Source organism: Streptomyces sp. NPDC050164, assembly GCF_044459945.1.
In the GTDB taxonomy this organism is placed as follows: Bacteria; Actinomycetota; Actinomycetes; order Streptomycetales; family Streptomycetaceae; genus Streptomyces; species Streptomyces coeruleorubidus_A.
This window is the reverse complement of the sequence record NZ_JBITJK010000003.1, coordinates 1-16924: the sequence shown is the minus strand read 5'-3', so window position 1 is coordinate 16924 and position 16924 is coordinate 1. Positions and strand designations below refer to the sequence as shown.

Genomic DNA, 16924 nt, shown 5'->3' with positions numbered 1-16924 from the left:
GGCGCGTCCTTCAGCAGGGAGCGCAGTGGCAGGTCGGCCACCGGAGCGAGGCAGATGTCCCGGGTGGTCTCGCGCTCTGCGTGTCCGTGGGGAACGGTGTGAACTGGCCCGCGGGATGCGGTTGTTGTCGTGACCGGGCCTCGGCATGATGGATGCCGCATGTCGTGAATCGCCGCTGACCATCGCCTCACCGTGATGGGGCCCACCCGGGACCCGTGTCGCGATATAGCGTTAGTCTTCTACCCGCGCCGCTGCCTGCGTCGCGGAGACGTTCGACAGGACCAGGACGGAAGCATGTCGGGAGAGATTTCGCCCACCGGGAAGGGCGCCGGCCTCGGATCGTCGCCCGAGCTGCGAGCGTCTCATGCGGACCGGGACCGGGTGGTGGATGTGCTGCGTATCGCGGCGGGGGACGGCCTGCTGACCGCGGAGGAGTTGGATGAGCGTCTGGAAGCTGCCCTGTCGGCGCGCACCCTGAGCGAACTGGCCACGCTCACCGCTGACCTGCCGCCCGTATCGGCCTCGGCCGGTGTTGCCGTAGCAGAGGTCAAGGACGTAGTCCGGATCGAACAGGTCCACAGCGGCCCGGTCGAGCGCGTGGGGCGCTGGGTGGTACCGCGGAAGCTGGAGCTCGCGGTGACGTACTGCGACGTGAAGCTGGACTTCACTGACGCCGTGATCACGCACGACACCTTGCGGATCGACGTGGGCATGACGGGGAAAACCCTGACGCTGGTCACGAGGCCGGGCATCGTGGTCGATTCCGACGGTCTGCTGCTGGTACACAGCAGGGTCAAGTACCGTCAGACTCCGACCGATCCTGATACGCCGGTCACTCTGCGAGTGGAGCTGGTCGGTCAGAAGGCCCACGGCCGCGTGGTGGTGCGGCCTCCGCGTCGGACGTTCGGGCAGTGGCTGCTACGCAGGTCAGCGTAGAGGCCGACGGGCACGCTGACCAGCCCGAACGACACCACACCGGTACAGATCGCGCGTGTCATGACCGCCCACCGCGTGGCGAACTACTCCTGGACGGCGAGGGCGGTCTGGTCGTCACAGGCCGCGGCTTCCAACTAGCACCACTATCGACGCGGTCGACACCCTCACCGAGACTCTCGGCGGCGCCGGGGCGGAACTCGCGCAGGCCCTCGCTGCCGTGGCGTACTGGTCCGGCGTGGCCGGCAACGTGCTGGCTGTCGCCCGCGCCGCCGTCGACGGGTCGGTCGAGTTGTGCCGGACGGGCGGGATGCCATGTCGGCGGAGGAGTTCTGGACGCCGGCGGGCCGGTCCGGGGCAGCCGAGCCGGGACAGCACGCGGCCCGCACCCTCGGCGCGCGGTTCGGGCTGGGGGTTTCGCAGCTCGTCGATGCCGCCCAGTGGGCCGTAGTGGCGGAGACATACGCGCGCCGGGCGCTGGAGGCGGACATGGCCTACGCCGATGGCCGGCACCAGGACCGGTTCGGCGTCGAGGTGAACTGGGAGTTCGCCGCGGATGCGGTCGGAGAGGCGCTGAAGTTCCTGCCGGACGGTGCGGACGTGGTGCCGGACGAGGGGGTCTGGTCCGAGTTCGGCCGCCAGTCCCGCGCGCAGAACCCGGAGGTGGTGACCCGGGCGAAGCTCACCGAGGACCTGGAGCACTAACGGGGAACGCTGGCGGACTTCCGCGCGCTCTACGGCGAGACGTCCTGAGGGGTCGGTAGCTCGGCCCTGATCGCGCGCGTCCCACGGCCCTCATGGCCACATGCCCACGGACCATCTGGGGCTCCAGCCGGGCCGTTTTTGCCAGGCTGTTGTTTCCTCGGCTCCGGTGATCTATTCGCTGTGCACCTGCGAGAAGCGTTCGTAGGGTTCCGCCATGACCGGTGAGAGTGAGCGTGCAGTGCAAGCAGCCGTGCATGCCGAATTGCGGCTGCTTGATCCTGAGGTGCGTGCTTCCCCAGCCCGTGTGTTGGAGCTTCTGGATCCGGAGTTCACCGAGTTCGGTGCGTCGGGACGCCGGTGGGACGTGAAGTCCATCCTCGCGGTCACGAGCGGGGGAACGGTGTCGTCGGAGTCTGCGGTGCAGGTCAGCGAGATGTCCGGGGTCGTTCTTGCTCCCGGCGTCGTTCATCTGACGTACTTCGCCGACAACCAGGGGCGTCGGGCCTGGCGAAGCTCCCTGTGGCGGCTGACCGAGACGGGCTGGCGCATGTACTTTCACCAGGCAACTCCTGCTGCGTCCGAGGTCGAGTAGGCATGCAGGTCACCGGCGGCGACGGAGTGCGGATGGCCTTCGAGACCGTGGGCGGCGGACTGCCGCTGGTGCTGCTGCCGGGATTCTTCGGAGACCGCACCACCACCAGAACGCTGCCCGAGAGATGTTCAGCTGGTCGAGTACGGCGGTGACGTCCTCGACTTGACAGCATCATCGGCCTCAACCTGCTGACTCGCCATCCCGAACGGCTGACCGGCCTGATCGCGGGCCGGAGCCCATGCCGCTCGCGTCGTCGCTACCGACCCGCATGCGCTGGCAGGGCTGACCGTCGCCCTCGCCAGCCGCGACGCCGTCCTGGACACGCTCGCTCAGACACCAGGGCCAGTGCTTCTACTCGCGGGTGACCGTGACTCCCAGCTCAAGGCGATCCAGGACACCGCTGATCAAAACTCGGGCGCCACCTGCGTGTGGGCTGCGAGGCGGCGGGCTTCGGCCGTGACCTCCGCATTCACCTGGTCCACAGTTCTGTCGAGGTATTCGAGGACGTCGTAGTCGTCATCGAGCTCGGCGAGCCGCTCAGTCAGGGGCAGCTCATGTCCGTACCGCTGGTGGATCCGGGAGGTGAATGCCCGAGGTGTCAGCTCACCCGCGAGCATGCGGCGTGCGAGCGCTCGGGCGGCGGCTACCTGGCCGGCTTCGCTGGCGATCGGATAGAAGGTGAGGCCGAGCTCGCCGAGTGCTTCGGGAAGCAATTCGTGCACGTCGTAGTTCGCCTCGGCGCGTGTGCAGGCGGCCAGGATTCGCAGGGCGGGGCTATCGAGTCCGGCGACGAGCGCATCGCAGGCGGCGCTGACGACGTCGCTCGCACGGATTTCTCCCACGCTCCACAGGGCGGCATGGTCCTGCAGATCAATTGCTGCTGATCCGGCCGAGGTCACCCGTTCATGATCCGGGGGCAGAGCCTCCTGGTCGAGTAGTTTTCACGGAAGTTGCTGTCCAGATGCCTACTTCAGCAAGGCTCGCGCGGAGTTCACGTAGCGCATCGCGGTGGGGCCCTCGGATCAGTGTTTCTCCGAGCTGCCTGTCAACTCGGAGCCGATCCGGGGGCACTGGCTGCCCGCGCATGGCGGCACTGATCCAGTGGTCGCTGGCCCTGCCGGTCGTATTGGCGGTCTGGCTGTTGTTGCAGCGAGACCAGCAGCAGCTTCAAGGTGAGTTCTGGAGACCAAGGTCTCCAAGCTCGTCTCGCTGCTGGAGAAGGTGGGCGCCCTGGCCTTCGTCTTCACCATGGACAAGACGGTCGCCATCAACTTCCAGCTGCTGGGCGGCATCTGGATCCTGCAGACCTTCCCGGCCCTGGTCGGCGGCGGCCTGTTCACCCGCTGGTTCCACCGCTGGGCCCCGCTCGCAGGCTGGGCGGTCGGCGTGATATACGGCACGGTCGCCGTCCGGGCACTTCACCTGCGCACGACCCCAGCTGAGAGGCGGGCCCGCCAACGTCTATGCCGCCGCCCGGTCTGCGATCGAGTCCAGGGCGGCGGCCACTGTCCGTCGGAGCGTCGCGGAGTCGGCACCCGCACGTGAGCGCAGGTTGACGCCGTAGGCGAGCAGCGCCAGCAGGTCCGCGGACGCGACGGGATCGGCGCCGGGGGCGAGCTGTCCCCGGGCCTGTGCGGTGACGAGGGCCGCGTACATCGCGTCACGCAACTCTTGGTGGTGCCGGTCCAGGAGGGCGCGTACCTCAGGGTCGCTGTTCTCGCTCCCGGCATGCGCGTTGGAGACCATGCAGCCCCAGCGGGCGTACTCGCCCGAGCAACGCGCCTTGATCAGGCCGGCGAAGAACTCGACCACGGCGGGCAGCCCGCGCTCGTCCTCCGCCAGGCGCCGAAACATCGGCTCGGAACGCTGCTCCAGATAGCGGCGCAGCGCGGCGAGGTAGAGCTCCTGCTTGCCGCCGAACGTGGCGTACAGGCTGGAACGGTTGAGCCCGGTCGCGGTCACCACGTCCTGGATCCCGGTCGATGCCACGCCCTGCCGCCAGAACAGCCGCACCACGGTCTCCAGGGTGGCGTCCGGGTCGAAGTGCTTGATATCCGGCATGTTTCACCCGCCATCTTGAAATAGTGATTCCAAGATACTCGCTGTCCAGCGCGCCGCAAAAGCGCTGACAGGCGCAGGGCCGACAAGCTACCGCCCGCGTGCGCGAAGGCGTCCAGCTTCGTCCACGATCCGCGCGAGCGGCGCCGCGCGCCGCGACCATGCCCCCATGAATCGCATACCAGCTCTCTGGGCGGCCGCATACGGGTCGCAGACCCCTCGCCTCCGTCGCTTCCTCGCACGCCGCGTGGTCCATCTCGGCGCCTTCGTCCGGGCGCTCGCCCTGGCCGACCACCGCCCCTTCACCAGCCTCTGACGCATCGGCACCTCCGGATGACTGGCGCGGGACCACGCATGCCTCTATCTTGGAACGAACATTTCAAGATTGGGTCCCGCTCCAGTCGCCAACCGGGAGGAACCAGCACCATGACGACCCTCAACGCCGAACTGCGTACCTTCTACGAAGCGCGTCAGCAGCAGATCCCAGCCGAGATCCGGGAGATCATGCAGCGGGCCGGCCAGGAACTCGCCGACTCCGGCCAGGCCGACCGCGCCCTGACCGTCGGCGCCCAGGCCCCGCGCTTCAGCCATCCCTCCGCGACCGGGCAGACCCTGGCCCTGGACGAGCTGCTGGCCGACGGCCCGGTCGTCCTGACCTTCTACCGCGGAGCCTGGTGCCCCTACTGCAACATCGCCCTGCGCTCCCTCCAGCAGCACCACGACGCCATCACCGCGCGCGGTGCCCGCCTGGTCGCCGTCTCCCCGCAGATCCCCGACGAGTCCCTCACCCTCACCGAGAAGCACGACCTCGCCTTCGACGTCCTCAGCGACGTCGGATCCGACACCGCCAAGCAGTACGGTCTCGCCTTCGACCTCCCCGACGACCTCGCCGCCGTCTACGACAAGCTCGGCTTCGACCTCCAGCGCGTCAACGGCGGCCACCCTCGCACCCTCCCGCTGCCCGCCACCTACGTCATCGACCGCGACGGCGTCATCCGCTGGGCCTTCGTCGACACCGACTACACCACCCGTGCCGAACCGGCCGACATCACCGCCGCCCTCGATGCCTTGAACTGAGCAAGCATCGAGCAGCGGAGGCAGGCGCGCCCTGCTGCCCCCTCGACTACGGCCCCTGCTCGCCGGGCAGCTCTACGCCTGGCAGTGGCCCGACGGGTAACTTTCGCGCGTGCCGCCATCCGGATGATGAGGTGGCACGGTGACCAACCACGATGAGGCGGCGGCAGTCAGACCCTTGACACTGGCTTGGGTGAGTCGGCACTTGGACTTCGGCGAACGGATCGTCAGAACCGAGGCGCTGCACGGCGGCATCACTGCCGAAATGCGGAGGCTGACCATCGGCACGCGGGACGGAGGCACCCGTGACGTGGTGCTGCGGAGCTTCGTCGACCCGTTCTACGTGAGGCACGCCGAGGAAGGGCTGTACAGGGAGGCCGGCGCCCTGACCCTGCTCACGGGGACCGGCGTGCCGGCTCCTGGACTGGTCGCGGTTGATCCAACCGCCGAGCATTGCGAGTATCCGTCGCTCCTGATGACACATCTGGCGGGCCGGACGGTCCTCGGCGATGAGGGATTGGAGACGCGCGTTCCTCTGCTGGCCAGTCGACTCGTGGCGATCCACGCGTTGCGACCCGCCGAGCGGCCCCGGAAGTATGTGGCGTTGACGACCGCCGACACCGTCGTCGTTCCGAAGGGCGCCGACGCGGCGGTATGGGCCGCGGCGATCGACGTGATCCGCAAGCCCGCGCCGCCCTATGAAGGGCGGTTCCTGCACCGGGACTTCCAGCCCGGCAACGTGCTGTTCGACGTGCCGCCTTCAGAGCCGGCAGGTGCCCGGATCACCGGCGTCGTCGACTGGGCAGCGGCCTCCTGGGGCCCGGCGGATCTCGACGTGGCGCACTGCTCCACCAATCTCGCGCTGCTGCACGGCCCGGCGTGGGGTCTGCGGTTCCCTGAGGCGTATGAGGAGGCCGGCGGGGTGCTGGCCGCGACCGCGAGCGGGCGGCTGTACTGGCTGGTACGGGACGCGCTGGCGTGCTCAGAAGAAGTGCAGTTGGTGTCTCAGCCGTGGCGGGAGGCAGGGAGGGCAGAGCTGACGACGCGAACCGTGGAGGAGAGACTGGATGCCTATGTCACCGCCCTGATGGACGCACTGGGCTGAGCAAGACCGAGCCGCGCGGGGGCTCGCGTGACGACGGCGCGAGGGGCAACAGCCTCCCCGTACCGCTGTGTACGACCAGGCGCCTGGGAACGAGGACCCGGCGCAGTCCGGCAGACGGTTCCGGAGGGATCCGCTGCGGCGCCGGGTCGCGCGGGTGAGGGCGCTGCCATGGCGTGTGCGGGTGGGGGCGGCTGCGCGGCGGGGTGTGCCCGTCTCGGCGTTCACGGCCTTCTCGGCTCTTTCAGCTCTGTCCGCCATGACGCCGGATCTCCTCAGGGCCAGACCCCGGAGAAGTCGATCTCGCGGGCCCACTCCGGATGGTCTATCAGCGGATTGCGGTTGCCCTGGATCTCCGCGATGGCGGCGTTGCGGTGCATCTCGTACTCGGTGACCGGCTCGCTCTCGTGCCACTGCAGCAGGACGGGCAGCCGGTCCTCGGGGAACTCGCGCGCGGCGTCGCCGACCTGGGCTGGATAACGGAGCAGGAAGTACAAGGTGGCCCGGGAGACCGCTCCCTTGCCGTTCACCGGCTCGAATCCCACGCTCTCGCGCATCTCGCAGTCGTCCCGGACCGCTTCCTCGAAGCGCAATGCTCAAGCGCGCACGCTGCGAATCGTCGAGGAAGCATGGAAAGCGGGGACGGCACGCTGCGGCTGATCGTCTTCATGGGAGCGGCCACCTGCGCCGCACTCACCCTCGGTGGTGGCGCCTGGCTCGCGGGTCTGCTGTAGCGGTGCTGAGGCGCGATCCAGACTTTTTGGAGTAGGTCTGAGGACGTCGAGAACGTGCCACCGGCTCCGTCCCAGGGACATCAGCGGCCACCACCGGCCGCGAGGAAGAAGGAGAAACCAGCATGGCGATTCAGCGGATGGACAACGTCGGCATCGTCGTCGAGGACATGGATGCCGCCATCGCGTTCTTCGTGGAACTCGGTATGGAGCTGGAGGGCAGGGCGGAGGTCGAGGGCCTCGTCGCCGACCAGTGCACCGGACTCGACGGTGTCCGCTGTGACATCGCGATGGTCCGGACCCCGGACGGTCACAGCCGGCTCGAGCTGGCGAAGTACCGCAGCCCCGCGGCGATCAGCGCCGGGCCGCGCAACCGGCCGCACAACATTCTGGGCACGCACCGCGTCATGTTCGCCGTCGACGACATCGAGGACACCGTTGCCCGCCTGCGCCCTCACGGCGCCGAACTCGTCGGCGAGATCGCCCGGTTCGAGGACAGCTATCTGCTCTGCTACGTCCGCGGCCCGGAGGGAATCATCGTCGGACTGGCCGAGCAACTGCGCTGAGAAGGAGGAACCGAACCATGCAGCCGAGCGAGATCATCGAGGTTCTGAACCGCCCGATCAGCCAGGAGCTGCTGGTCCGTGACGTGACCCGCCCGGCCTACGTCGCCAAGGACGGAACCCCGCGCAACGTACCGATCGCCCTTCACCTGGAACGGGTCGCACATCGTCATGTGTACGACGAAGAACTCGCCCAGATCTGAGAACCACCGACCTTGATCTCGTACGCCCACGGCCCCGTAGGCAGCGACAGGAATGGCGGCGGAGACGCAGGCGGCAGCCTAGGGTCTGTCGTTTGGATCAGGTCGCAGGGAATCGACGGCATCTTTTCAACGCCGCAGATGCGCGTGCCAGACCCCGCGTCTGCGACGTGATCCAAACGACAGGCCCTAGCTCTGTCGGGCGGGCTGAGCGGTTCCCGACGGGAGGATATGGGGGAGTGCGGACCCCGGGCCATCGGGGCTCTCCTAGCAGGCGGAGGAACAGACACGGCGGACACCTGTGGTGTCGTCCGCGTGGGGTACGCCTCGCGGTCGGCGGTCGTGCTGCTCTCTGCCTGAGAGTGTCCCTGTGGAGCCTCGGCTCTGGGCCAGGGGGCGTGCTTAGCGTAGCGGCGACCGGCGCGGCCGTTCCCCCAGCTGTCTGGTGGATGGTCAACAGTGCCCTCTCCTACGGTCGTTGACAGGCGAGCGGCACAGTGACCGGTGGGCGGTGTTTGCGTCGCGGCCTCGCGAAAGTCGGGTCCGCCACCCACTGGCGCCGGAGGCCGGGGGAGGGACAGCACCGGCTGGGAGAAATCCGCGAGGCATTGCGAAGGCCCGAACCACCTGGTCCGGTCCTAATACATTGGTTATGGGGCGCTGGAGCCGGTCTGTTTGTACGGCTTCTACAGCCAGCCAGCCAGCCAGCCAGCCGACCAACCAACCAGCCCGGTCGCGGATGGTGCCCCACCGCCTGTGGCGTCAACGGCGCGGCACTGCTCCGTTGGTTGTCGCCGCCGCGCCCCGTCACCTCCTCGGGGCCGGTCGCTCGAACCGCGGCGCCGCCTGTCGGGTCGCTGATGTACTGGCCCCTCACCCCAGGCGAGGAGCACTCGTGTCCGGATACAGCACGGGCTACAAGGTGGAGGGCCGGGGCGCCCCTGGTCCCGCTGGAGCTGCGAGCGGGAGGGATGCGAGGCAGGCGCACTACGAGGACCTCGTCGGCGACGCGGTCGCCGCGATGCTCCCCGAGCCGACCGACCGCGACGAACGCGTGCGCTGGCGGTTTGCCCGCGACCACGGCCGCGAGTACGCCTGCAAGCACGACCAGCGCCGCCCCGTGGCCACCCTGGACCTGAAGACCCGCCGGGCAATGGCTGGGGCGGCGTTCTGCGGCTCCGACCAGGAGACTCCAACTGGCCCCATGTCGCGGATGGTTGGTGAAGATCAAGCGATGTGAGGGCGGCTCCGGAGGGCGAGTTCATTTGGGACCGCAGGATGGACACGCCCGGTGGCCATGCGGGGCGGGTGCGGTCGTTCCAGGAGGAAAGGCAACGTCGATTAGGCTGTGCTGACAGGTTGAGGCGGACCGGCCGGGGGGGCACGTGGATGTCACTGAGCGCGAGCTGACCGGTCCTTGGGAAGGCGTACTGGTCGCTCCCGCCCGCGGCAGTGACATCGGTGTCCTGGTCCTGGCGGGATCCAGCGGGCGCGTCGAACGGGAGAGAGTACGCATCGTTGCCCAGCAGGGCATGACGGCCGTGTCGATCCGCTGGTTCGGTGGGCCGGGGCAGTCCCCGGGGATCTGTGAGATCCCCCTGGAGACCTTCACCGCCGCCGTCGACTTCCTCCGGTTGAACGGGGCACGACGCATCGGCATTCTGGGCACTTCCAAAGGGGCTGAGGCCGCGCTGCTCACCGCGGTGCACGATCCGCGCGTGGACGTTGTCGTCGCGATGTCGCCCACGTCCCGGGTCTGGTGCAACGTCGGACCAGGGCGCGATGGAGCCCACCGTCCTTATCGATCGTCCTGGACCTGGCAAGAGCAGGCACTGCCTTTCGTCCCGCTGGACGATTCCTGGACTCCCGCAGAGACGGACAGCGGGCCGGTTGCCATCCGCGGGTGGTACGAACTGAGTGAGCGGACGTTTGCTGATCTGCTCCCTGAGGCGGAGATCCCCGTGGACAAAGCGCGGGCCGATCTGCTGTTGGTCGCAGGCGGCGACGATGCGATGTGGCCGTCTCTCCCCTTCGCCGAACAACTGGCACAACGCCGGCGCTCAGTCGGGGCGACGGTGCGTCTGATCACCCGCCACGATGCCGGCCACCGCCCACGTTTTCCTGGCGAGAGACCGGCGCCGGCATCCCCACGCTTCCAGTACGGAGGCACGCCCGAAGCTGACGCGCTCTTGGGCACGGTTGCCTGGCCTCACGTCCTCAACGCGCTCCGCAGCAGGGGCTGACCCTCCCTCCGGTTGATCGCACGCTGAACGGCGAGGGCCCGGGGATCTCAACGACGAGCGGCGGTCGGCACTCCATACGAACGAAGGAGAGGTCGTCCAGGCCGGGCAGCCAGGTAGACAGCGACTTGCGCGTTTTCGAACCCTCCCGGCGGTGCCGGTGCACTGGCGCTGGACGCCGACGGTGTGCGTGCCCTTCTTCACGTCCCCGGTCTCGTCGACCACCAGCACTGCACCCTCGTCGTGCAGATGCTCCAGGACGTACTCGCGCACGTCATCGCGCACGGCGTCGGCATCCCATCGGGCCCGGCCGAGCAGGTGCTGCATGCCGTCCGGGGTGGCCTCTCCGGCCCACTCGCCGATGCTCCAGCAGTTTTTGCGTGGCAGGTCCGACAGCAGCCCCAGCATCAGATCCCGTACCCGACGCCGGGGTTCGACCCGGGCGAACCGGCCGGTTATCCGGCTCATCAGGCCCTCGAACGCTTCCTGCCAGCGGGCAGGGTCCACGCTGTGACCTGCGGCCATCGCAAGATCGTTAGTCGTCACACACCGATGATCAGCGGTGGCCGCAGCCTTCCCGCAGCCGACCCACGAGCAAGATCAAGGTTCATGGCTGGAGGTCGCGCCGGTACCAAGTGCCTGACTTGCCGCCGAGATCGGCCGGGGTGGCAGGGCCAACCGGGACGAACCCGGCCTTGGTCAAGACTTTCTGGGACGCGGCGTTGTCGTGGGAGGTGGCCGCCCGCAGTGTGTGCAGGCCGTGCCGCGCGGTCGCAATCCGGCACAGCTCCCGGACGGTCGCGGTCGCCACGCCGCGGCCGGCGACCCGCTCCGCGACCCGGTAGCCGAGTCTGGCAGTGCCGTCCTCCAAGTCGTACAGGTTGAACCTGCCGAGTACCGAGCCGTCCTCGGCGACGAGTACGTAGAAGGCGCAGATGCCGGCCTCCTGCTCGCCCAGTGAGGCGTTGTACCGGTCGGTGAACTGGTCGAAGAAGTCGTCGCCGCGGTCGGAGATCGAGGCAGCGAAGTAGGTGCGGTTCGCCAGCTCGAAGGCCAGGACCGCCGGGGCGTGGCCGGCTTGCAGCCGCTTCAGCTCGGGCATTGCCCGACTCTACCCAGATCGTGCGCTGAGGCCACCTGGGTTTCCGCCAGCGGCAGACAGCCCCAAGACCAGGGCACATAACGATCTACGGCTGGAGTACCAGGCGTCGCCCTGTTCGAGTCGGCGTCCTTTGAGGGCGACGCCTGGTTCTATTCGACGACCTTCGAGGGGGGACGCCTATTGCGAGTCGGCGACCTTCAAGGGCCGTGCCGGGTTCGATGCAGCGGCGTTTTACGGCGACGCCCGGTTCGAGTCGGCGACCTTCGAGGTCACCTCTGTCTTCGGGTCGGCGGCCTTCGAAGGTGACGCTTGGTTCGGGTCTGCGACGTTCAAGCACGACGCCAGATTCAACTCAGCGACGTTCAAGCGCGACGCCTGGCTTGGGTCAGCGGCCTTTGAACGTTCGGACGGCCTCGGGCCGTTGGTGTCCGGCGGGCGAGTGGTGCTGTCCGGGGCAGTGTTCAACGGCCCGGTGACCCTCTCACTCGCAGCGCGCGCCTGGAGTGCAAGCGGACGCGCCGGTTGACGACAGCCGCGTTGCGTCTGCGCTACGCCACGGTGGACTTTGCCCACGCGGTCTTCGAGTATCCCCTCACGATCGCCGCAGAGACAGAGCCCTTCGTTCTCCCCAACGGACAATCAGTGCAAGAACAGGATCTCGCAGACACACCCGACGCCGTCGTGCGGTTGGCCTCGCTGCGTGGAGTGGGCTGAGCCCATCCAGTCCTCGCCGACGTCGACCTGTCGGGGTGCCTGTTCACCGGGACCGTGCATCTGGACCAGGTCCGGCTGGAGGGCACCTGCTCCTTCGACCAGGTCCCGCCCGGCACGCACTGGCGGCGCTGGCGCCCGCTACGGTTCACCCAGCGCCACACCCTTGCCGAAGAGCACCATTGGCGCGCGAGCCAACCGACAGCAGTCCGGGGTCGGAACGTGTCGGTAATCGGCGCGGGACACGTTGGGCCGGCGCAGCCGGCGCCGGTGTACCGGGCGCTAGGCAAAGCCTTCGAAGACGGCGAACACGAGCCGGGGGCCGCCGACTTCTACTCCGGGGAGATGGAGATGCGCCGCCACGCCGACGGAATCCCCCGCAGCGAACGGAGTCTGCTGACCGCGTACTGGGCGCTGTCCGGATACGGCCTGCGCGCCTCCCGAGCCCTGGCCTGGCTCGGCGTCGCCATGCTCCTCACCATCGTGCTGCTGATGGCCGTCGGCCCCGCCAGCGACACCCCGAAGCAGACCGCGACCGGCACCGTCCCGGCCGGCGGAGGCAAGGTCACCTTCGAGATCAACAAGGACGATCCGCAGAACCCCACCGGCAACCGGTTCACCGGCGAGCGCTTCGAGAAAGCCCTGAACATCACGCTCAACTCGGTGGTGTTCCGCTCCTCCGGACAGGACCTGACCACCGCCGGCACCTACATCGAAATGACCTAACGCCCGACCGACCCCGTCCTCCTGGGTCTCGCCATCCCAGCCATCCGCAACCGCGTGAAACGCTGACCCACGCCACCACCGGAGCTGGAACAGCCGGAGACCGGCGAGCGCGACATCGGCGCCGTGCGCGGGTACGACGTCATCCGGATGCTGTCGCGGGACGGGTGGTCCACGCCGCTGGGGGACGCGATTGCCCACTACGGGCGGATCGCCAAGAGCCTGCACATCCTTTTGCCTGGCTACTGACGCCAGATCAAGGCGCAGGCCAACCTCCAGGTGGGCCGCCACGCGCTCGCCCGGAGAATCTTGCACGGCCGTTCGGGGCAGCTCTACCAGTGGTACCAGGACGGCATGGAGGATCAGATTGGCGCGCTGGGAGTCGTGCTCGATACCGTGCTCCTCTTCAACACCAGGTACATGGATGCCGCGGTGAACCAGTTGCGCGCGGACAACTTCGACGTCCGCGACAAGGACGTCGCCCGCCCTCTCCGCGTTCGTGCAGCGGCAGCACATCAACATGCTCGGCCGGTACTGGTTCCAACTGCCACCGACGAAGAATGACCAGCCCTGGCCCGCACCGCCGGATGGGAGGGCCTTGGAGGTATGGCCAGGAGGCACGTCCGGCGGTGCAGGCCAGGCCTCGGAGAGAAGGCCGGGCGTGCCGCGTGGTCAGACGTGGCCACCGCACCCCCGGAGGCTTCATCTCGGTTCGGGAGCCCTGCGGTGGCCACCAGCGCCGCTGAAGGGCAGCTCAAAGGCTGTCCAGTTGGTTACATCCCGATCGGGTTGAGGTAGGTGGCCGGGCGGGTGGCGCCGTCCTGCTTGAGGATCTGGCCGCCGAACGGCCACTTCAGGGTGAAGTACTCCGTCTCGTTCGGAGGGGTGACCAGGAACTTCGCCGGCACGAACTTCTCCTTCTGCGGCGTGGACGCGGCCACCGGGAGCAGGTTGATGCTGAAGTCGACCGTATCCCCCTGCTCCAGGGTCATCTTTACGGGCGCCTTGGAGGAGCGTGCCAGTGACCAGGTGCCGTCGGTCTTCTGAGCGCCGATCATGTCGACACCGGCGAAGCCGGACAGGGTGCAGGTGCGCCTGCTCTGGTTGGTTAACCAGATGTACGCCTGGGTCTGCTTCTCGCTCTGCTCCATCTCCGGCTTCGCGCCACCTCCCATGGCGAAGCCGGCCTTCAGGTCGGCGGTGTGGCAGCGGGTCGGCTCCGCCTTGGCGGGAGCGGCCGAGGCCGGGATGGCGGCAGCGGCACCGCCCACGACGACGACGGCCGCAAGGGCCACGGAGGTCAGCTTGCTCTTCATGAAGTTTCGGTTCCCCTCGAATACGAATCGGCGCACGAGGTCAGTGCGCGCCTACGCACCTGAAGATGCGCAATGCCCGGGAGAGGTTCGGTGTGCCGAGAACCTTTTCCGGCAGCCAGGACCCCACTGTGGCCGCTTACGAGAACTCGGTCAGTGCCTGCGGGCCGCGGCGTACAAAGACCAGGAAGGCGTGGCTGGGCAGATTGGGTGGTGCAAGTACCTCCGCATGCCCGTGGCGCGGCCTGCCGTCATGTGCCCGGTGTAGGGGACTCGGGGCAGGAGTTGCGCGCCTGGTGCCCTCTGCGGCCGGGCGGAGCCGGCGCCCGGCCGGTGGCCGGTCGCGACGCACGGGAGGGCGGGGCTGATGGCGGGCAAGCGCAAGACGAACGAGGCGGGATGGTCGACCGGGCTGCGCGCTGATGTGCTGCGCGTACTCGGGGTGCTCAAGGCCGGCGACGGCGGATCAGATCCAGCGGTTGTCCTCACCGCACCTGACGTACTGGCACACCACGAAGAAGACGGCGGCCGTCCGGAAGGAGGCGCGCACTGCCTCCCATCGCGGCGCGCTCAACGATCTGCGCGGGCACGGTCTGTCCGTCGACGGCGGCCGCACCCGAGGCGGAGAGGAGGTGCGCCTGCTCACCAAAGACGGGCTGGCCGCCGCCGCGATCGAGTTGGACCGGGGACCGGGGGAGGGGCGACATGTCCAATTCTTCAGATCGCGCCATCGAAAACCGTTCAAGAGCGACTCTTGCTTGTGGCTCCAGAACTCGCCGCCCGTACTCAGCGCCGTGATCTCCCGGATCCGAAATGCCGATGGAACGGTTCCCGTCGTCCACAGCTATCTTCATCACCGACGCTATCCTCAACGGCCTGCCGCCACACCTAGCCCAAGTCATAGCAGGCCACGGCAATATCAACACGGCCATGGGATACGCCGCCATCTAACGCCCGCGCAAGCGATGTGAGCCAGCTCTGGGCCGGCATCCACGAAGCGTTCCTCAAACTCGCCTGCCGCCCCATCGTTTACGGCAATATAAGTAGCTCTGTCAGCCGTTGACCGTGGCTGGAGCTGTCGGTATCACCCTCACGCCGGCCTCGCTCAGGTTCCTACAGGTCGCATCGTCTTCCGATGCGTTGGTGACGAGCGCATCCAGGTCCTCGGGGCCGCAGATCTTCACCATGCCAGTTCCGGGGAACTTGCTTTTGTCGGCCAGGAGCACCACCTTGTCGCTGGCGGCAATCATGGCGCGTCGGGCGGGCACCTCGGCAACGGTGGTGTCCATGACCTGGCCCCCGGGGCGGAGGCCACAGGCACCCATGAACAGCCAGTCGGCGTGAACTTGGCGGAGGTTGTCCTCGGCCATGAACCCGTCCAGCATGCGTGACTCACGGATGACCATGCCCCCGAGCAGCATGAGGTCGATGTTCTCGTCATCGTTGAGTTCGTCATACACAGCGAGGTTGTTAGTGATCACGGTGAGTCGGCGACCGTGCAGTTGAAGTGCCAGGCGGTGGACCGTAGTGCCGCTGTCGAGAATGATCGACTGACCGTCCTCGATCATTGTGGCCGCTTGGGCGGCGATCGCGTCCTTCTCGGCCACCCGCACCTCGGCGGCCTCATAGAAGGGCGGCTGATCCTCCTCGATAACCGCTCCGCCATGGACGCGGGTGAGCAACCCGTCTGCCTCCAGCTTGAGGAGGTCACGGCGGATGGTCGCGGCACTGACATCAAGTTGCTCGGCGAGGTCGCCCACTGAGGCAGTGCCGCCGGAACGCAGAGCTTGCAAGATGAGTTGGTGTCGTCGTTCGGCCAGCACGCTACGGGACACTACACGCTACCGACGGGCTCATCTGCTGGCTTTTGACCGTAGTTGACAACAGTGGGTGGTCCGCAGCCCTGTTGCCCCCGTGCTGGCTGCCCATGCAGCGGCCAGATCGGCTCGAACCGCTCGAGCTGCAAGGTCAAGTAGCTCTGACAGCACTCCGTCTCATGGTGGGAGCCCTCGTAGTTCAGAGAAGTCGCGGCCGCCGACGACGCGACCGCGCTCTCCTTCCAGCAGCTGCTCTCCGAACGGTGGGCGACATCGCCCGCACAGCACACGACACACGATGTGGGCCAGCCCGGCGTCCGGCTTCGGTGCTGCCTGGACCTGCGTCGGCCGCTCGATTGATAGGCCGTCAGGAACACCTTCTTACTGAGTAACGGGCCGCCGTCTGCAGCTGCTTGGCGCCGTTCCCCCGAGGGGGGCTGCCATGCAGGTGCATGTCGGAGCTCCATCAGAGACGGATCAGGGGGAAACCGGTGTGACGCAACAGGGACAGGAGAAGGCCCGACAGGTCGCTGCTCTATGGGAGAGCGGGAGGCGAGCGGCTTGACCCGCTACGCCATGGTGCGAACTGGCGTCATCTGGCTCCGCGCTTGATCGACTGGACAAGTCCTAGTCGATCGGCTGCTCGACAGCCCGTCTGGTTCCGCTAAACGGGGCGTTGGTGGAAGGTGCGAGGCCTACGGTGCCGTCTTGGGTGTGACCGTCCAGGAAGCGATTGCATCTACAACGCCGAGGACCACGAGCACGCGCTCAAGGCGGTCACCGCCTTCGAGCATGCCTACGGCGCGAAGTGGCCCAAGGCGGTGAAGAAGATCACCGACGACGTCGAGGAACTGCTGGCGTTCTACGACTTCCCGGCCGAGCACTGGATTCACCTGCGCACGACCAACCCGATCGAGTCGACGTTCGCGACGGTCCGGCCGCGGACGAAGGTCACCCGGGGGGGTGCCTCTATGTCCTTCGTCAAGCCTGGGTTGGTCATGCGATGGCTGCTTCGGGGAGGCGGGGTTCGTAGAAGGTGCCGTCGCGGAGCATTGCGAAC

Annotated in this window: 20 protein-coding genes and 4 pseudogenes; 17 read left to right on the top strand and 7 right to left on the bottom strand. The window is 67.7% G+C overall.

Translation table 11 applies throughout. The features are described 5' to 3' along the window. Window positions 1-294: 294 nt before the first annotated feature. From ACIBNA_RS05450 to ACIBNA_RS05435, 4 genes are all read left to right on the top strand, one after another. Window positions 295-936 (top strand): DUF1707 domain-containing protein, encoded by a 642-nt coding sequence (locus ACIBNA_RS05450; protein ID WP_399164330.1) that lies wholly within the window; start codon window positions 295-297, stop codon window positions 934-936. Between the two features lie 312 nt (window positions 937-1248). Further along, window positions 1249-1638, top strand: coding sequence for a hypothetical protein (locus ACIBNA_RS05445; protein WP_399163952.1), 390 nt, complete (start codon window positions 1249-1251; stop codon window positions 1636-1638). 214 nt (window positions 1639-1852) lie between these two features. Further along, on the top strand, window positions 1853-2230 hold the full coding sequence (locus ACIBNA_RS05440) for a DUF4440 domain-containing protein (protein ID WP_399163951.1): 378 nt from the start codon (window positions 1853-1855) through the stop codon (window positions 2228-2230). Between the two features lie 2 nt (window positions 2231-2232). Then, complete coding sequence (locus tag ACIBNA_RS05435) at window positions 2233-2382, top strand: hypothetical protein (protein ID WP_399163950.1); 150 nt, start codon at window positions 2233-2235, stop codon at window positions 2380-2382. A gap of 252 nt (window positions 2383-2634) precedes the next feature. On the opposite strand, the gene ACIBNA_RS05430 is transcribed toward ACIBNA_RS05435, so the two are convergent. Beyond that, on the bottom strand, window positions 2635-3129 hold the full coding sequence (locus ACIBNA_RS05430) for a hypothetical protein (RefSeq protein WP_399163949.1): 495 nt from the start codon (window positions 3127-3129) through the stop codon (window positions 2635-2637). A 283-nt stretch (window positions 3130-3412) separates the two neighbouring features. Between ACIBNA_RS05430 and ACIBNA_RS05425 the strand changes: the two are divergent. Then, window positions 3413-3637 (top strand): annotated as a pseudogene (locus tag ACIBNA_RS05425) (sodium:solute symporter); the annotation flags it as partial. A 54-nt stretch (window positions 3638-3691) separates the two neighbouring features. Here ACIBNA_RS05425 and ACIBNA_RS05420 read toward each other — a convergent pair. Next, complete coding sequence (locus ACIBNA_RS05420) at window positions 3692-4291, bottom strand: TetR/AcrR family transcriptional regulator (RefSeq protein WP_399163948.1); 600 nt, start codon at window positions 4289-4291, stop codon at window positions 3692-3694. Window positions 4292-4457: 166 nt separating this feature from the next. On the opposite strand from ACIBNA_RS05420, the gene ACIBNA_RS05415 reads away from it, so the two are divergent. The 3 genes from ACIBNA_RS05415 to ACIBNA_RS05405 all read left to right on the top strand — a co-directional run bounded on the left by ACIBNA_RS05415 (window position 4458) and on the right by ACIBNA_RS05405 (window position 6467). After that, window positions 4458-4604 (top strand): hypothetical protein, encoded by a 147-nt coding sequence (locus ACIBNA_RS05415; protein ID WP_399163947.1) that lies wholly within the window; start codon window positions 4458-4460, stop codon window positions 4602-4604. A 110-nt stretch (window positions 4605-4714) separates the two neighbouring features. Next, on the top strand, window positions 4715-5365 hold the full coding sequence (locus ACIBNA_RS05410) for a peroxiredoxin-like family protein (protein WP_399163946.1): 651 nt from the start codon (window positions 4715-4717) through the stop codon (window positions 5363-5365). Between the two features lie 139 nt (window positions 5366-5504). Continuing rightward, window positions 5505-6467, top strand: coding sequence for a phosphotransferase family protein (locus ACIBNA_RS05405; RefSeq protein WP_399163945.1), 963 nt, complete (start codon window positions 5505-5507; stop codon window positions 6465-6467). Window positions 6468-6739: 272 nt separating this feature from the next. Here ACIBNA_RS05405 and ACIBNA_RS05400 read toward each other — a convergent pair whose 3' ends face one another. Further along, window positions 6740-7057 carry an endonuclease gene (locus ACIBNA_RS05400; protein WP_399163944.1) on the bottom strand — a complete coding sequence of 106 codons (318 nt, stop codon included), beginning with the start codon at window positions 7055-7057 and terminating at the stop codon, window positions 6740-6742. 263 nt (window positions 7058-7320) lie between these two features. Here ACIBNA_RS05400 and ACIBNA_RS05395 point away from each other — a divergent pair, with 263 nt between their 5' ends. From ACIBNA_RS05395 to ACIBNA_RS05380, 4 genes are all read left to right on the top strand, one after another. Then, window positions 7321-7761 carry a VOC family protein gene (locus tag ACIBNA_RS05395; protein ID WP_399163943.1) on the top strand — a complete coding sequence of 147 codons (441 nt, stop codon included), beginning with the start codon at window positions 7321-7323 and terminating at the stop codon, window positions 7759-7761. Between the two features lie 17 nt (window positions 7762-7778). After that, complete coding sequence (locus tag ACIBNA_RS05390) at window positions 7779-7961, top strand: hypothetical protein (RefSeq protein WP_399163942.1); 183 nt, start codon at window positions 7779-7781, stop codon at window positions 7959-7961. 892 nt (window positions 7962-8853) lie between these two features. Then, entirely contained in the window at window positions 8854-9198 is a 345-nt protein-coding gene (locus ACIBNA_RS05385; protein ID WP_399163941.1) for a hypothetical protein, read from the top strand. A gap of 145 nt (window positions 9199-9343) precedes the next feature. Next, window positions 9344-10201, top strand: coding sequence for an acyl-CoA thioester hydrolase/BAAT C-terminal domain-containing protein (locus tag ACIBNA_RS05380; protein ID WP_399163940.1), 858 nt, complete (start codon window positions 9344-9346; stop codon window positions 10199-10201). 110 nt (window positions 10202-10311) lie between these two features. On the opposite strand, the pseudogene ACIBNA_RS05375 reads toward ACIBNA_RS05380, so the two are convergent. Beyond that, a pseudogene (locus ACIBNA_RS05375) lies at window positions 10312-10666 on the bottom strand (transposase); the annotation flags it as partial. Window positions 10667-10805: 139 nt separating this feature from the next. Then, window positions 10806-11300, bottom strand: coding sequence for a GNAT family N-acetyltransferase (locus ACIBNA_RS05370; RefSeq protein WP_399163939.1), 495 nt, complete (start codon window positions 11298-11300; stop codon window positions 10806-10808). On the opposite strand from ACIBNA_RS05370, the gene ACIBNA_RS05365 reads away from it, so the two are divergent. From ACIBNA_RS05365 to ACIBNA_RS05355, 3 genes and pseudogenes are all read left to right on the top strand, one after another. Then, complete coding sequence (locus tag ACIBNA_RS05365; protein WP_399163938.1) at window positions 11230-11826, top strand: pentapeptide repeat-containing protein; 597 nt, start codon at window positions 11230-11232, stop codon at window positions 11824-11826. The two genes, ACIBNA_RS05370 and ACIBNA_RS05365, sit on opposite strands and share 71 nt — an antisense overlap. Window positions 11827-12281: 455 nt before the next feature. Then, the gene (locus tag ACIBNA_RS05360; protein WP_399163937.1) at window positions 12282-12737 is read left to right on the top strand and encodes a hypothetical protein; all 456 of its coding nucleotides are present in this window, start codon (window positions 12282-12284) and stop codon (window positions 12735-12737) included. 102 nt (window positions 12738-12839) lie between these two features. Further along, window positions 12840-13284, top strand: a pseudogene (locus ACIBNA_RS05355) (Tn3 family transposase); the annotation flags it as partial. A gap of 223 nt (window positions 13285-13507) precedes the next feature. Here the strand turns inward: ACIBNA_RS05355 and ACIBNA_RS05350 are convergent. Together ACIBNA_RS05350 and ACIBNA_RS05345 are read right to left on the bottom strand one after the other, a co-directional pair. Continuing rightward, on the bottom strand, window positions 13508-14050 hold the full coding sequence (locus ACIBNA_RS05350) for a DUF4232 domain-containing protein (RefSeq protein WP_399163936.1): 543 nt from the start codon (window positions 14048-14050) through the stop codon (window positions 13508-13510). A gap of 1049 nt (window positions 14051-15099) precedes the next feature. Next, window positions 15100-15870 carry a DeoR/GlpR family DNA-binding transcription regulator gene (locus tag ACIBNA_RS05345; RefSeq protein ID WP_399163935.1) on the bottom strand — a complete coding sequence of 257 codons (771 nt, stop codon included), beginning with the start codon at window positions 15868-15870 and terminating at the stop codon, window positions 15100-15102. A 243-nt stretch (window positions 15871-16113) separates the two neighbouring features. Between ACIBNA_RS05345 and ACIBNA_RS05340 the strand changes: the two genes are divergently transcribed. Both ACIBNA_RS05340 and ACIBNA_RS05335 read left to right on the top strand, forming a co-directional pair. Further along, the gene (locus tag ACIBNA_RS05340; RefSeq protein WP_399164329.1) at window positions 16114-16224 is read left to right on the top strand and encodes a DUF6207 family protein; all 111 of its coding nucleotides are present in this window, start codon (window positions 16114-16116) and stop codon (window positions 16222-16224) included. A 377-nt stretch (window positions 16225-16601) separates the two neighbouring features. Then, window positions 16602-16924, top strand: a pseudogene (locus ACIBNA_RS05335) (transposase); the annotation flags it as partial.

Bases quoted from the DNA above. Each gene is read 5' to 3' on its own strand.
- ACIBNA_RS05450 (WP_399164330.1), top strand. From the start codon at position 295: ATGTCGGGAGAGATTTCGCCCACCGGGAAGGGCGCCGGCCTCGGATCG.
- ACIBNA_RS05445 (WP_399163952.1), top strand. From the start codon at position 1,249: ATGTCGGCGGAGGAGTTCTGGACGCCGGCGGGCCGGTCCGGGGCAGCC.
- ACIBNA_RS05440 (WP_399163951.1), top strand. From the start codon at position 1,853: ATGACCGGTGAGAGTGAGCGTGCAGTGCAAGCAGCCGTGCATGCCGAA.
- ACIBNA_RS05435 (WP_399163950.1), top strand. From the start codon at position 2,233: ATGCAGGTCACCGGCGGCGACGGAGTGCGGATGGCCTTCGAGACCGTG.
- ACIBNA_RS05420 (WP_399163948.1), bottom strand. From the start codon at position 4,291: ATGCCGGATATCAAGCACTTCGACCCGGACGCCACCCTGGAGACCGTG.
- ACIBNA_RS05415 (WP_399163947.1), top strand. From the start codon at position 4,458: ATGAATCGCATACCAGCTCTCTGGGCGGCCGCATACGGGTCGCAGACC.
- ACIBNA_RS05410 (WP_399163946.1), top strand. From the start codon at position 4,715: ATGACGACCCTCAACGCCGAACTGCGTACCTTCTACGAAGCGCGTCAG.
- ACIBNA_RS05395 (WP_399163943.1), top strand. From the start codon at position 7,321: ATGGCGATTCAGCGGATGGACAACGTCGGCATCGTCGTCGAGGACATG.
- ACIBNA_RS05390 (WP_399163942.1), top strand. From the start codon at position 7,779: ATGCAGCCGAGCGAGATCATCGAGGTTCTGAACCGCCCGATCAGCCAG.
- ACIBNA_RS05370 (WP_399163939.1), bottom strand. From the start codon at position 11,300: ATGCCCGAGCTGAAGCGGCTGCAAGCCGGCCACGCCCCGGCGGTCCTG.
- ACIBNA_RS05350 (WP_399163936.1), bottom strand. From the start codon at position 14,050: ATGAAGAGCAAGCTGACCTCCGTGGCCCTTGCGGCCGTCGTCGTCGTG.